The following is a 13967-nucleotide window of genomic DNA, read 5'->3' as shown; positions in this document are numbered from 1 at the left end:
CGCGCTGATCCGGGCGTGTGCTGCTTCGGCCAGGAAGTCGACGATTGCCGTGTTTGCGCACCGCGTATATGGCGGGGACGGAACCACTATGGTTCCCGCATGACGCCGGAAATGTTGGACAAGCTTGCCCAATACCGTGCGGAGATGCTGAGGCAGAATGTCCCCTCCGCGGTTGTGGAACAGTGGACAGACGCCGCCCTCCCATGCGCGACCCTGACGACGGACGGGGACGGACCCGTCGTGGGCCGCTACGGTGGCCCCCTGCTCCTTCCCCCCGACGCCCCGGACCCCGAATATCCCCTCGTCGCCTCGCTCAATTGCGCAGACCTGCCCGAAGAGGTGACGGGACTCCCGCTGCCGACCGACGGTCGTCTGCTGCTGTTCGCGTTCCCCGACCCGGACGCTTACGGAGAAGTGATGTACGTTCCCGAGGGGGCGGCCGTCGAGGAACGGGCGAAAATCCCCAGCTTCTACGGTGAGGCCCCGGATTACCGGGAGATAGTCGAGGCATTCCCGCAGGGTGTACTACGCCTGACCACCGATGTGTCCCTGCCGTTGCACGGCTTCAGGACCAAGGCCACAGCCCATGGTTGGCAGGGCGAGGACCTTCCCTGGGAACCCTACGGGAGCGAAATCAACGCGACGGTGTGGAATGTGGACGGCGGTGGCTCTCCCCATGACGGCTGGGTGCAGGTAGGTGGGCACGCCAACGAGGAAAGCATGGACGTGAACCCCGTGGAGTCGGCTGCGATACAAGCGGGCGAGACCGGCAACCTCGGGGACTGGGTGCTACTGGCCGACTGGATACCCGATATCAAGGGCAGGGAAGGCCTTTTCCTTCACTGGGTGATCCGAAGGCAGGATCTGGTCGCCCGGCGTTTCGACCGGGTATGTGTCACATGCTTCTGGAATCCATAAAAGAACCCGCCGCCGACGCCAGCGCCGCATCGCTCCGCAGGCGCTCCAGCCGGGCGGGAGCCGCCTTGCGCCACCGGTAGGCCGTGCCCGCCGAGCAGCGCCGACGCGGCACTGTCAAAGTGGGTCAACGGTCCCGAGCAGATCGCGCTGATCGCCGAACGCGCCCGGGTGGGGAACGGCGCGAGCGTCCTGGCCTACGTGCAGAACCTGGAGCAGGTTTTCGCCATCCCGATCCTTCACGTCACCGAATACCCGGGGGCGCCGATCGCCCGGCTGCGAGATGGACTGGGTTCCTTCCATCCTCCGCAGGGGTATGTCAGGCTGACCCAGCACCCGCGGCTGCTGGAGGTCTGCGAGAAAGTCGCTTTGGAGGCTCCGATCCGCCACATGTCGGTGCGTCATCGGTGATGTTCCTGAACTGAACAGTGCTCCCCTGGAGTTCGGAAGGTGATCGGGAATGCCCCGCCGCCCAGCGCTATCGCCGCAGCCGCCCTCGCCGCTCCGGCAGGCCTGCCTCCACATGATTGAGGGCCCGGCTTCCGTCTCCGGAAACCGGGCCCTCAATTTAGTAGCGGGGGCAGGATTTGAACCTGCGACCTCTGGGTTATGAGCCCAGCGAGCTACCGAACTGCTCCACCCCGCGTCGTCGTGCTTGGAAAGACTATCCGCGATCAGGGGTGGAGGCAAATCAGTTGGCTATGGGCCTCCGGTTGGGCTCGGGGTTGGTGTGGCCGATGGGCTGGGAGTCGGCGTCGGGGTGGCGGGCGGCGAGGGTGAGGCGGCCGGTGAGGCCTTGGACTCGCTCTGGAGCTTGTTCAGGGAGTCCTGGAGGCGCTTCTGGGCTTCGCCGTACCCCGCCCAGTCGGGCGGGTCGGCCGACAGGGCCTTCTCGGAGTCGGCGTAGGCCTTCTGGGCGTCGTCGATCGCCTTGGCGAGCGGGCCGGTGGGCTTGGACTGCTCGGCTTCGCCGGGCTTCTGCTCCTGGGACGGCGGTTTGGCTTCGCCGCCGGATTCGCCGAAGACCTGGTTGAGCGCGTCCTTGAGGCTGGGGCCGAAGCCGACCTTGTCACCGAACAGGACGAGCACCCGCTGCAGGGTCGGGTAGCGGGCCGAGGTGGCCGCCTTGGGCTGGACGTAGACGGGCTCCACGTAGAGGAGGCCGCCGGCGAACGGCAGGGTCAGCAGGTTGCCGTTGAGGACCTCGGTGGCTCCGCCGGTGCCGCGTAGCAGGTTGAGTTCCGTCGACACCCGTGGATCGGAGTCGAAGGTGTTCTGCGCCTGTTCGGGCCCTTGGATGGCCGTGGTGCTCGGTAGTTGGAGCACCTGCAGTTTGGCGTTGGGGTCGCCGGTGGCGTCGACCGCCATGAAGGCCGCCATGTTCTGCCGCTGGTTCGGCACGAAGGTGCTGGTCAGCGAGAAGCGCGGCTCGGCTTCGCCGGGCATCTTCATGGTCAGGTAGTACGGCGGCTGCTTGCTCTTGCCGGTCGCCGGATCGGCGGGGACCTTCCAGAAGTCCTGGCCGCCGTAGAAGGCGTCGGCGTCGGTCACGTGGTATTGCGCGAGCATCTCCCGCTGGACCTTGAACATGTCCTCGGGGTAGCGCACGTGCTGGCGGATCTCGGTCTTGTCCAGCTCGGACCTCGGCTTGACGATGCCGCCGAACGCCTTGGTCCAGGTCTTGAGGACCGGGTCGTTCTCATCCCACGCGTACAGGGTGACGGTGCCGTCGTAGGCGTCGACGGTCGCCTTGACCGAGTTGCGCATGTAGTTGACGTCGTCGCGCGGGAGGGGCTGCCGGAGCCGCTCGCTGATCGAGTCGTTGATCAAGCTGCGGAGGCTGCGCCGCTCGGCGTACGGGTAGGAGTCGGACGTGGTGTAGCCGTCCACGATCCACACGATGCGCCCGTTGGCGACGGCCGGGTAGGGGTCCTGGTCAAGGGTCAGGAAGGGGGCGACCTGCCCCACCCGCTTCAGGGGCTCCCTGAGGTACATGATCCGCGAGGCCGAGTTGACGTCGGAGGACAGGATCAGGTTGGGCTCGCCGTACTTGACGGCGTAGAGCATGCGGGTGAAGAAGTTGCCGATCGGCACGCCGCCCTTGCCGGCGTAGGTGTAGTTGACCTGCCCGTTCGGCGCCCGGTCGTCGGGGTAGTCGAGCTCGATCTTCGGCCCGTTGGGCTGTGCTCCGACGATGGAGTATTCCGGCGAGTTCTCCCCGAAGTAGATGCGGGGCTCGAATGTGCCGAGGCCGCCGGCCGGCGGGATGTCGCGCTCGACGAAGTCGGGGCGGCCGTTGGCGTCGGTGCCGTTGCCGGGAGCGGCGACGAAGCCGAACCCGTGGGTGTAGACGAGGTGGTTGTTGATCCAGTTCTGCTGCCCTTCGGGCGGCGTTCCGATCTCGCGGGTCGCGACGATGGTGTCGCGGCTCACGCCGTCCTCACCCTTGTAGCGGTCGATGTCGAGCTGCTCGGGGAACTTGTAGTAGCCCCTGATCTGCTGGAGCTGCTGGAACGTCGGCGACATGAGGCTCGGGTCGAGAAGGCGGACACCGGGGATGGTGTTGGCCTCGGTCTGCTGCTCGGCGCCGGTGGCCTCGGTCTTGGCGCTGTAGTCGGTGACCTTGGTATCGGTGAGGTTGTAGGCGTCTCTCGTCGCGGCGATGTTGCGCTGGATGGACTCCCGCTCGCGGCTCTGCTGGTTGGGCTTGACCTGGAACTGCTCGACCAGGGCGGGGTAGACGCCGCCGATGAGGATGGCCGAGAGGACGAGCAGGCCGAAGGCCACGCCGGGGAGCATGCCGCCGGAGCGCACGATGCCGGCGAAGAACAGCAGGGCGCAGATCAAGGCGATGATCGCGAGGATGGTCTTGGCCGGGAGCACCGCGTTGATGTCGGTGTAGGACGCGCCGAACACCTTGCCGCGGGTCGAGAAGACCAGCCCGAAGCGGTCCACCCAGTATGCGACGGCCTTCAGCAGCACGAAGACACCCAGCAGCACTGAGAGGTGCACGCGGGCGGCGCGCGAGGCGTGGACGCCCGGGGACTGGAGCCGGAACCCGCCGTAGAGGTAGTGCGTGATCGCCGCGAGGACGGCCGTGATGATCACTGCGGTGAAGAGGAAGTTCAGCACCATCCGGAGGAACGGATAGGTGAACATGAAGAAGGAGATGTCCATCCCGAACTCGGGATCGGTCTTCCCGAACGGCTGGCCGTTGATGAACAGGAGCCAGGTCTTCCACTGCGCCGAGGTGGACGAGCCGGCGAAGAGCGCCAGCAGGGCCATGCCCACCCAGAAGATCAGCTTCCGGTGGGGGTCGAGGGCCATGCGGTAGCGGTCGGCACCGCTGGCTCCGCCGAACATCGCCGGACCGAACATCGGACGGGTGCGGTACGCCAGCAGCATGTTGCCGCCGACGATCGCGATCATCAGCACCGCACCCAGAACGAAGAGCAGCGTCTGGGTCCAGAGCATCCCGGAGAAGACCGGCGTGTAATCAACCGAGTCGAACCACAGATAATCGGTGTAAACACCAGAGAACAAAAACAAGAAAGCCACAATCGCGACAAGCGCGATCGCGACGGGGAGAAGCAAGCGTGGCCGGCGAGGCATACGCATCGCCCTACCGGCCCCGGGGCTCCGGAAGCTCAAGGCCAACCCCTTGTCTTATAGAGCGACGATCCGTGTCTGGCAACCTACACCGGCATGGCGACGGTCGAGTCACACCGCCCTGCCACGGGCACGCCACAGCCTCCACGCACGGTGTTATGTACGGCTAACGCGATGGAGGACATCAAAGTGCCCGCATGTGGTGAATGTGACAGATGTGTGACCGGGGCACGTGAGTAGGCGCGCGGTGCCGTACGGGAAGGGCGGAAAATCACTTCGCCGTACATGCCGGAACTGAGCCTGAACCGGTGCGCAAGGCGTCGAGCGACGTGATCGCATCATCGAGGGTCGAGACTTTGACGAGTCTGAGGCCGGACGGAGCGGAGGCGAGCGCTTCGGCGCAGTTGTCGGCCGGGGTCAAGAAGATGGACGCGCCCTCATTACGTGCGCCGACCATTTTCTGGGGAATGCCGCCGATCGCACCGACGTGACCGTCGGGAGTGATGGTCCCCGTGCCCGCGATCGCCTTGCCCCCTGTCATCGCGCCGGGGGTGAGCTTGTCGATGATGCCGAGCGAGAACATCAGCCCCGCGCTCGGGCCGCCCACGTCGCCGACGCTGATGTCGACCTTGAAAGGGAACTTGAACGCGGCCTGCATGGTCACGCCCACCATGGCCTTGCCGCCCGCCCCGGCCGCCGTGCCCACCGGGATGGTCAGCGATTCGCCGCCACGCGTGATGCCGAAGGTCACGGTCGCCCCCGGCTTGTGCGTCTGTACGGCGGCGGCCACCTTGGTGACCTTGTCGACGGCGACGCCGTCGACCGAGGTGATCTCGTCGCCGACCTTGAGTTCGCCCTCCGCGGGCTTGCCCTTCTCGACGCTCATGACGGCCACGGCCGACGTGTAAGGGATCTTCAACGCGGTGAGGGCCGCCGCCGTGGCGTCGTCCTGGGAGTTGGTCATCTCCATGGAGTTCTGCCGCTCGACCTGTTCCGCCGTGCTGCTGCGGGGGAAGATGGACTCCTCAGGCACGACCGCGATCGTCGGATCGATCCAGCCCCGCAGCGCGGACAGCAGGCTGATCCTGGACGTGGGTCCTCCCTGGTAGGCCACGGTGACCAGGCTGAGACTGCCTTGCGTGGGATAGGTATCGCGACCCTTCACCTCGATGACCGGCTTGCCCTTGACACTGCCGATCGTGTTCTCCGTGGGGCCGGGACTCAGCACGACATAGGGCACCGGGAGCATGGCTCCGGTGACACCGAGCACCAGAGTGAGCAGGCCCGCGACCATCAAGGTCAGCGCTCGTCGCGACATGGACGAAGCCTATGCGCTGTGCGAGGGCGTCATTCGCACGCACCGACCCACTCGCTGGAGCCGTCGGCGAAAACCTGCTGCTTCCAGATCGGAACCTCGCGCTTGAGGTCGTCGATCAGCCGGCGGGACGCCTCGAACGCCTCCGCGCGGTGCGCCGACGCCACGGCCACGATCACCGCGATGTCGCCCACTCGCAGGTCGCCCACCCGGTGTACGGCGGAAAGCGCCCGCAACGGGAAGTCCGCGGCGACCTTCTCCGCGACACGCCGCAACTCCCGCTCCGCCGTCGGGTGCGCGGAGTAGGACAGGTCGGTCACGGACCTGCCGTGGTCGTGGTCACGGACCGTGCCGACGAACAGGGTCGTGCCTCCCGCCTCGCGGTCGCCGACCGAGGTCAGGACCTCGTCGACCGACAGCGGAGTGTCACGAATGCCCAGGAGGCGTATTACGTCCACTCCACGGAGCCTACAGGCGGCGCTTGCGGCGGGCTCTCCGCACGATCGCCGCCGTGCCGATCACCGCGACGGTGGCGCCGGCCGCCGTGATCGTGGCGTCCTTGCCGGACAGGCGGCGGCCCACCACGGCGTGCTTGCCCGCCCGCAACTCAAGGAGGAGCTCCAGCGCCGCCTCGTTGCTCCACGCCGGCTTCCACCCCGCGTTGCGCAGGGTCACGCAGTCGGTCACCCACGGGTAGACGACGTAGCGCAGGTCGGTGGCGGGGGCCGGGGTGATGCCGAGGCGGTGGAGGCGCTGTGCCGTGCCGAAGGTGATGGCGGCCGGGAGCTCGAACCTGCGCATGTCCGAGATCTCCTCGACCCGCTCCTGCTCCAGCCACCCGTCCGAGCCGACGGCGACGGCGCCGGTGACCACACCGAGGGCGGCGAGTTCAAGAGCGCTCACGAGATCGTCGACGTGGCAGAACTGCCAGCGCGGCGAACATCCCTTGACCGTCAGCAGGCGGGGCGCCTCGAAGTGCCGGGTGACCACGGTGTCGATGCCGGGCCCCACCACGGCGGCGGGCCGCAGTACGGTGACCTCCAGGCCCGGGTGGCTGCGCAGCGAGCGCCGCGCCAGCGCCTCGATCTCCAGGTGGTCGCCGACCACGCCGGTGTCGAGTTCGGCGGCCACCTCGGAGTCCTCCGGGAGGGGCACGGGGTTCTCCGGGTCGGCGCCGTAGACCATCGCGCTGGTCACCAGCACGACCCGGCGCACCCGAGCGGCGGCGCAGGCGGTGAGGACGGTCTGGGCGGCGCGCAGGTTGTACGACCTGCGCTCGGTGGGGTCGGCGTCGAGCGCGTAGTCCGCGGCCAGGTGGACGAGGACATCGATGTCGGAGATCCGGTTCGCCAAGAGCGGATCGCGCACATCGATGACCCGCCACGTGACGCCCTGCACGTCTCCGCGATGCTCGTCAATGGCCACCACCCTGCGGAAATCCGAGGATGCGGCCACGCGAGCGAGGAATTCCGCACCTAGCCCGGAGGCCGCGCCGGTGACGGCTACGACCGGTGGCCGGTGGCGTTTCGAGGTAGGCACCAGATCCTCACTTTGCACTGACCCGCCGCAGGGCGGCTAACGTGGCGGATGTGGACTCCTCCATCCTGCACGAGGTAGAGCAGTGACTGACCTGCCAGGTCGCGAAAACGACCCCAACGACAATCCCTTTGCCATGTTCGGCGATCCCGACCAGATCGCCGCGGCTATGCGGCAGTTCGCCGACATGCTGTCGGCGCCGCGCAGCTCGGGGCCCGTCAACTGGGACACCGCCACGAACATCGCGCGGCACGCGGTGGTCGCGGAGGGTGACCCCAGTGTGATGGAGGGCGAGCGCCGACAGATCGTCGACGCGCTCAGACTCGCCGACCTCTGGCTCAACGAGGTCACCACCCTTCCGAGCGGCATCACGACGCCCGAGGCGTGGAGTCGCTCCGAGTGGATCGAAAAGACCATCCCGGTCTGGAAGCAGCTATGTGAGCCGATCGCGGCGCGCATGGTCGACACCATGAGCGGGTCTCTCGGGAGCGCCGGGCTGCCGTCCGAGGCCCAGTCGATGGCCGGACCGCTCCTCGGCATGCTCAAGCAGATGGGCGGCATGATGGTCGGCAGCCAGATCGGCCAGGCCCTCGGCTCGCTCGCCAGGGAGGTCGTCGGCTCCGCCGACATCGGGCTGCCGCTGTCGGGCACGGCCGCGCTTCTGCCCGGCGGGGTGGCCGCCTTCAGCAGCGGGCTGGAGATCCCGGCCGATGAGATCCGGCTCTATCTGGCCCTGCGCGAGGCCGCCCACCACCGGCTGTTCCAGCACGTGCCGTGGCTGCGTTCGCACCTGCTCGGGGCCGTCGAGGAATACGCGAAGGGCATCACGGTCGACATGTCCGGGCTGGAGGAGCAGTTGCGCGGGCTCGACCTCAACAACCCGCAGAAGATCCAGGAGGCCCTGTCCGGAGGGCCGCTGCTCAAGCCGGAGGAGACCGAGCGTCAGAAGGCGGCCCTCGCCCGCCTGGAGACCATGCTCGCCCTCGTCGAGGGCTGGGTCGGCACCATCGTCGACGCCGCGGCCGCCGGCAAGCTGCCCTCGTCGGCCGCTCTCGCCGAGACCGTACGGCGCCGCCGCGCCACCGGCGGCCCCGCCGAGCGCACGTTCGCCACGCTCGTCGGGCTGGAGTTGCGGCCCAGGCGGCTGCGTGAGGCCGCGGCGCTGTGGGAGGCGCTGGCCGCCGAGCGCGGCGTCGAGGGCCGGGACGCCGTGTGGTCCCACCCGGACCTGATGCCGACGGCGAGCGATCTCGACGACCCGGGGGCGTTCGTCAGGGGCGGTGTCGAGTTCGACCTGTCGATGCTCGACGACATCCCTCCGGTGGAGCGCGGCTCTAAGGATGAGCCGGGCAAGCCGGGCGATTCGGGCGACTCAGGCGGGTCTGGACGTTCCGGGGACTCCGGGGACGACACCACGTGAGACTGCACCAGGACCTCCATCGGGACGCGGTGGAGGTGCTGACCGGTTTCGCCGCGCCGACCCCCGAGGAGGGGTCGCTCCGCGAGGAGTTCCTCGACCACCTGCACGCGCACGGCAACGCGATGTGGCGCGACTGCGCGCCCGGCCACCTGACCGCCACCACCGCGGTCATCTCCCACGACGGGGAGCGGGTGCTGCTCACCCTGCACGCCAAGGCGCGCATGTGGCTGCCCATGGGCGGCCACTGCGAGAGCGGCGACACCTCCCTGGCGGTGGCCGCGCTGCGCGAGGCGATCGAGGAGTCCGGCATCGAGGGGCTGCGTCTGCTGCCCGGCCCCCTGGCGCTGGACAAGCACAAGGTTTGGTGCCATCAGCCGTACAGTTTCCACCTCGACATCGAATTCGGTGCGGTCGCCCCGCCCGGCGCCGAGGCGGTCATCAGTGACGAGTCACTGGATCTACGGTGGTTTCCGGTCGACGCCGTCCCCGATCCGAGTGACGAGGCGACACGCAGGCTGGCACGCCGGGCGAGGACCGCGCTCACATCCCTCACATCCTGAGCGTTCGGTCCGGCCACCTGGACGTTTTACAGCCCCACCACGTGGGCCCGGCTATGGTCGCGATGAGGCTCGCGCGTCTTCACGGCCGGGCCGGTGAAAGAGCGAGGCGATCTGTTTGAACACCATGACCGAGCAGGCTGTGGGCGGAGAGATCGTCACCCCGAAGCGCCGGAGCCGCCGGGTCCTCCGAGGCCTCGTCTGGCTGCTGCTCATCCCCTGCGCCCTGTGGGCGGTGGTGCGGGCCGCCGGCCTGGAACACTCCTTCGCCACCCCGTTCATGGCCGCCACTCCGTACATCGCCGCCTCATCGCTGGTGCCGCTGGCCCTCGCCGCTCTGGTGCGCTCACGTACGGCTCTCGCCGCCGCGGTCGCCACCTCCACGCTCCTGGCCTTCAGCGTGCTGCCGCGGGCCATCGGGAGCGCGGAGGCCGCCGTCGGCAGGCCGCTGCGGGTGCTGAGCGTGAACCTGCTGTTCGGCAGCGCGGATGTGGAAGAGGTCGTCGGGCTTGTCCGTCGCATGAAACCGGATGTGTTCAGCGCGCAGGAGCTCACGCCCGGCATGGTGGACAGGTTGGAGGCGGCCGGGCTGAGCGGGCTTCTGCCGTACAGCGCGCTGGAGGACGCGCCGGGCGCCCAGGGCACCGGGATTTACGGGCGTTATCCGCTGAAGCCGCTCCACGGCCTGTTCACACCGATCGGGCATAACATGCCCGCCGCGTCCATGGAACTCCCCGACGGTTCGTCCGTCGAGGTCGTCGCGGTGCACACCTACACGCCCCTGGGCAGGCAGTTGAGCGCGTGGGAAGCCGGGCTCGACGCCCTCCCCGGCTCGTCGCCCGACGTCGTGCGCGTGCTCGCGGGAGATTTCAACGCCAGCCTCGACCACGCCGCGATGCGGCGGGTGCTGGACCGCGGCTACGTCTCAGCGGCCGACCGGGTCGGAAACGGCCTGACGGGGACGTGGCCGGCCAACGGCCGGCTGTTCCCGTTCATCACCATCGACCACGTGCTGGTGCCCGACCGGGTGAACGTCGTGGACCTGTCCGTGCACGACGTGCCGGGGACGGACCACCGCGCTCTCCTCGCCGATCTGCGCGTGCCCTGACGGCCTCCGGGTTTCGCGTCCCGGCGCGTCCCGGCGCGTCTCGCTCCGCGCTCCGGCGCCTGTGCCGGGCCGTTCCCGATCCGGGACCGGGCCACTGTTCCCGATCCGGGGCCATCGCCCGTTCCCGATGCGGGACCGGCGATTCACGGCGTCGGCGGCGCTCTCCCTTGGGTCTCCCCGCGTCACCCTGATCGCAGCGTGCGGCCCGACAGGAGCCCTCGGGTGTTCTCCCACCCCTCAAGGCCCGGATCGAGCCTGGAGACGTCCTCGGCGGCGCGCAGGCGGTGCCAGCCGGGGCCTGTGGCCACCATGCGCCGCCCCGGCGCCGCCGCGCGCAGGCGGGCCACCGTGTCGGGTGCGTCGAGGTCGGGATGCGCCCACTCGGGCAGGGGCAGGGGGGCCGCCACGGCCACCGCCCCTCCCCCCTCGGCCTGGCACACCGTCAGGTGAGCCCGGCCGAGTTCCCGGAACAGTTTGCCGATGAGCAGGGGAGGCAGGTCGGGCGCGTCCGCACTGATCACCACCGCCTGGGTGGCATCCGGACATGTGGCCGCGAGTGCCTCGAACGCCGTCCGCACCGCGCTCTGCCCGGACGATTCCGCGATCCCTATCACGGGAGTGCCGGGCCACACCAGGTCGTCGAGACCGGGAACCGAGGTGACGAGAACGGGAGTGACCAGCTCCAGTCCGGCGACGATCTCGTAGGTGTCCTCCGCGACGGCCCGGAGGAAATCATGTCTATCCACACCGGGAGGTGCTGCCGCGCCGGCGGCGGCCGTCACGAGGACGGCTGCGAGGCGCACGGGGGTGGCGTCAAGGTCGGGCACGGCCCCATCGTGTCACGCGGCGCGGCGGTGGACGCGTCTTTCGGAGCCGGGTCGCACCCGTTATTTCCCCGCCATTTCGCTGACATGATCGGGGGAAAACATCACTCTTCCATCTGGCAGTTCATGGCCATGGAAAAGCCTTCGAGGAAGCCTCTGGCCCGCTCGGCCCGCGGGTAGTGGTCGACCAACGCCCAAAACCGTGGACCATGACTTGGCACGATCAAATGCACGAGCTCATGCATGATCACATAGTCGACGACCCATGCGGGCATGCCGCGAAGTCGGGTGGAAATCCGGATCGTCCCGTGGTCGGGCGTGCAGGACCCCCATCGGTGCTGCTGGTTCTCCACCCAGCGCACGCTGGCCGGTTTGGCCCTGCCGTCCAGGTAGCGGTTGGAAAGGTCAGTGGCCCGCTCAAGCAGCTCCGCGTCGGAGGGACGCCGGCGCTGCTCCTTGGCGGCGAGCCGGTCGAGCATGCGACGCACCCACTGCTCCTCGTCGACCCTGCTCAGCCCGGCTGGGAGCAGCACGACGGTCTTGTCGCCGTCGCGGTATGCGGAGACGGTCCGCCGACGACGAGAACTTCGACGAACCTCGACAGTCTCGGGGGGCACATATGCACGGTAGCCGAGACTCGGCGAAATCCACAGGGGGTGCGCGCCGTTTTCGCTGGTCAATCAAGGTTCGACTATTGGGGGGCGAGGTCCGAGTGGTATGGGACGGGCCATTTCCGAAATTCACAGTAGGTAACGCCGGTCCCGTGGTCCCCTGAAATGATGTTGATCGTCATGTTGATCTGCGGGGGAAGGGCGTTTGCCGGGAGATTGGGGAAGTGCCGAAAAACGCGGGGTGTCTATCCACAGGTGGAGAGCGGCGTCCACAAGTCGGGGGCAGTATCCACAGGTTGGGGGTGGCGCCGAAGTTGTCCACAGGTCGGGGGGAAGCGGCGAGAGAGGGCCGTCGGATGTGGCAGTCTGACGCGTGCGCTGCGACGGGGGGACTCGGCACACACCGGCGGGGGCCGGTGCCGGGGCACGCCCATGTCCTCGGCGCGGGCTCGGGCCGCGTTCACGGCCCGGGCCGCTCGATGAGATCCGACGGGCTCGACACGGGGGGAGCACGCTCATGGGACCGCGACTCAAGGAGACCTCGACCGCACGGCACACCGCCAAGGCGACCGCGCAGGCGGTCGCGGGCACACACGCGGAGGTGGGCGAGCCGCGACACGTCACATTGAGCCCTCCCCCGGCAACACGAGCCGCCCGACACCGAGGGCCGATACGGCCACGCCGTGTTCCATCCCCGGTTCCAGACCCTGTTCCGGACCCTGTTCCGGCGCGGCGGGGAGACGCGGCGGACGGCACCGCGACCGATCCGTTCGACCCGTTCGACCCGTTCGACGCGTCCGCCCCCACCATCCCGCGCCCCGACCCGGCTCGGCCGCGCAAGACGACGGGCTCTGCCACGGCTGCAATGCCTCAAAGGAGAAGGGCTCGGCCCGAGCGGGCGCGGAGAGGCGAGCATGTGGGCGAGGCCTCGGCCGGCGGTTGCGGCTTGGTCCGACCGCGCCTCAAACCGGCCCTGCGGCGGGTGCAGCGTGACGCGGGCACGCTGCAGATCGGGGTGCATCCCCGACGGGCCGTCATGCTCAGCGACCTCGTGCCGGAGGTGCGGGAGCTGGTGGAAAGGCTCGACGGCACGCGCAACCTCGCCCAGGTCCTCGACAACGCCGAGGCCAAGGGCTTCGGCAAGGAGCAGATGGAGACGCTGGTCGCGCTGCTCGACGCGCGGGGGTTGCTCGACGACGCGGCGACCAGCCCTGAGCCGCTGCGCCCGCTGACGCTGGCCGAGCGGGACCGGCTGCGGCCCGAACTCGACGCGGTCTCGCTCCGCGCCGGGGTGCGCGACGGCGGCATGGCGGTGCTCGCCGGGCGTAGGGAGGCACACGTGCGGATCTACGGCGCGGGTCGGGTCGGGGCCCAGGTCGCCGCTCTCCTCGCCGCCTCCGGGGTGGGAAACATCTGCGTGGTGGACCCGCAGGCGGCCCGGCGGCTCGATGTGGTTCCGGGCGGCCTGGACTGGTCGGAGGTCGGCTCGCCCAGGCATGAGGGCGCGGTGGCGGTCGCCCGCCGGATCGCTCCGGGGGTCAACGCGTGGTCCGGCGCGCGGGCCGCGCATCTGCGCGACGGAGCCGTGGCTCCCGACCTGGCGGTGCTGGCCCCTGTCTCCCCGCTCGACGCCCTGCTGGTGGACGACCTGCTTGAACGGCGGATACCGCACCTGCTCACGTCGGCCTATGAGGGTTACGGCTCGGTGGGGCCGCTGGTGCTGCCCGGTCGCACGGCGTGCATACACTGCATGGAGCTGACCCGCCGGGACCGCGATCCCACCTGGCCCATCGTGGCCGCCCGCCTGGGCGGCTTTCCCCCCGGGGAGATCGCGTGCGACGCGGTCCTCTCCACGCTGGTCGCGGCCGAGGCCACCGGCCACGCGCTGGCGTTTCTCGACGGGAGGCCGCCGATTGTGACGAACAGCACAGTTGATGTATTGCCTGATTGGCGCTGGGGCCAGCGCAGATGGGACCGCCACCCACAGTGCCCGTGTACCGAAATCAGTGCTAGTCGCTAAGAATGGTGACATCGACGAGCCCTGGTAATGAGCTCCCCCGGGCCTTCCGCGC

At 68.9% G+C, this 13967-nt stretch carries 12 protein-coding genes and 1 tRNA gene; 6 read left to right on the top strand and 7 right to left on the bottom strand.

Annotated elements, in window-relative coordinates; all coding sequences use genetic code 11:
• Window positions 1-99: 99 nt before the first annotated feature.
• Window positions 100-918: a DUF1963 domain-containing protein gene (locus BLQ73_RS12150; protein WP_176955390.1), complete on the top strand. Its 819-nt coding sequence runs from the start codon at window positions 100-102 to the stop codon at window positions 916-918.
• A gap of 168 nt (window positions 919-1086) precedes the next feature.
• Window positions 1087-1326 (top strand): hypothetical protein, encoded by a 240-nt coding sequence (locus BLQ73_RS12145; RefSeq protein WP_093170496.1) that lies wholly within the window; start codon window positions 1087-1089, stop codon window positions 1324-1326.
• A gap of 161 nt (window positions 1327-1487) precedes the next feature.
• Here the strand turns inward: BLQ73_RS12145 and BLQ73_RS12140 are convergent.
• The 5 genes from BLQ73_RS12140 to BLQ73_RS12120 form a co-directional block, all read right to left on the bottom strand.
• Window positions 1488-1561: transfer RNA gene (locus BLQ73_RS12140), tRNA-Met, on the bottom strand.
• A 53-nt stretch (window positions 1562-1614) separates the two neighbouring features.
• Window positions 1615-4533 carry a UPF0182 family membrane protein gene (locus tag BLQ73_RS12135; RefSeq protein WP_093170495.1) on the bottom strand — a complete coding sequence of 973 codons (2919 nt, stop codon included), beginning with the start codon at window positions 4531-4533 and terminating at the stop codon, window positions 1615-1617.
• Window positions 4534-4795: 262 nt separating this feature from the next.
• Window positions 4796-5842: a YlbL family protein gene (locus BLQ73_RS12130; protein WP_093170494.1), complete on the bottom strand. Its 1047-nt coding sequence runs from the start codon at window positions 5840-5842 to the stop codon at window positions 4796-4798.
• A gap of 29 nt (window positions 5843-5871) precedes the next feature.
• Window positions 5872-6297 (bottom strand): molybdenum cofactor biosynthesis protein MoaE, encoded by a 426-nt coding sequence (locus tag BLQ73_RS12125; RefSeq protein WP_093170493.1) that lies wholly within the window; start codon window positions 6295-6297, stop codon window positions 5872-5874.
• Window positions 6298-6307: 10 nt separating this feature from the next.
• A complete protein-coding gene (locus tag BLQ73_RS12120; protein WP_093170565.1) occupies window positions 6308-7381 on the bottom strand; it encodes an NAD-dependent epimerase/dehydratase family protein in 1074 nt (357 codons plus the stop codon).
• A gap of 130 nt (window positions 7382-7511) precedes the next feature.
• Here BLQ73_RS12120 and BLQ73_RS12115 point away from each other — a divergent pair, with 130 nt between their 5' ends.
• From BLQ73_RS12115 to BLQ73_RS12105, 3 genes are all read left to right on the top strand, one after another.
• A complete protein-coding gene (locus BLQ73_RS12115; protein WP_093170492.1) occupies window positions 7512-8795 on the top strand; it encodes a zinc-dependent metalloprotease in 1284 nt (427 codons plus the stop codon).
• Window positions 8792-9355: an NUDIX hydrolase gene (locus BLQ73_RS12110; protein WP_245691024.1), complete on the top strand. Its 564-nt coding sequence runs from the start codon at window positions 8792-8794 to the stop codon at window positions 9353-9355. Before BLQ73_RS12115 ends, BLQ73_RS12110 begins: the two co-directional genes overlap by 4 nt.
• A gap of 124 nt (window positions 9356-9479) precedes the next feature.
• Window positions 9480-10460 (top strand): endonuclease/exonuclease/phosphatase family protein, encoded by a 981-nt coding sequence (locus BLQ73_RS12105; RefSeq protein ID WP_093170491.1) that lies wholly within the window; start codon window positions 9480-9482, stop codon window positions 10458-10460.
• Between the two features lie 182 nt (window positions 10461-10642).
• Here BLQ73_RS12105 and BLQ73_RS12100 read toward each other — a convergent pair whose 3' ends face one another.
• Window positions 10643-11287: a hypothetical protein gene (locus BLQ73_RS12100; RefSeq protein WP_245691023.1), complete on the bottom strand. Its 645-nt coding sequence runs from the start codon at window positions 11285-11287 to the stop codon at window positions 10643-10645.
• A 101-nt stretch (window positions 11288-11388) separates the two neighbouring features.
• Complete coding sequence (locus BLQ73_RS12095; RefSeq protein WP_093170490.1) at window positions 11389-11901, bottom strand: M48 metallopeptidase family protein; 513 nt, start codon at window positions 11899-11901, stop codon at window positions 11389-11391.
• A gap of 940 nt (window positions 11902-12841) precedes the next feature.
• Between BLQ73_RS12095 and BLQ73_RS12090 the strand changes: the two genes are divergently transcribed.
• Window positions 12842-13915, top strand: coding sequence for a ThiF family adenylyltransferase (locus tag BLQ73_RS12090; protein WP_245691022.1), 1074 nt, complete (start codon window positions 12842-12844; stop codon window positions 13913-13915).
• The last annotated feature ends 52 nt before the right edge of the window (window positions 13916-13967 follow it).

Origin of the sequence: Sinosporangium album (assembly GCF_900100605.1) — a bacterium.
GTDB classification, from domain to species: domain Bacteria; phylum Actinomycetota; class Actinomycetes; order Streptosporangiales; family Streptosporangiaceae; genus Sinosporangium; species Sinosporangium album.
This window is presented reverse-complemented; position numbering and strand designations above follow the sequence as displayed.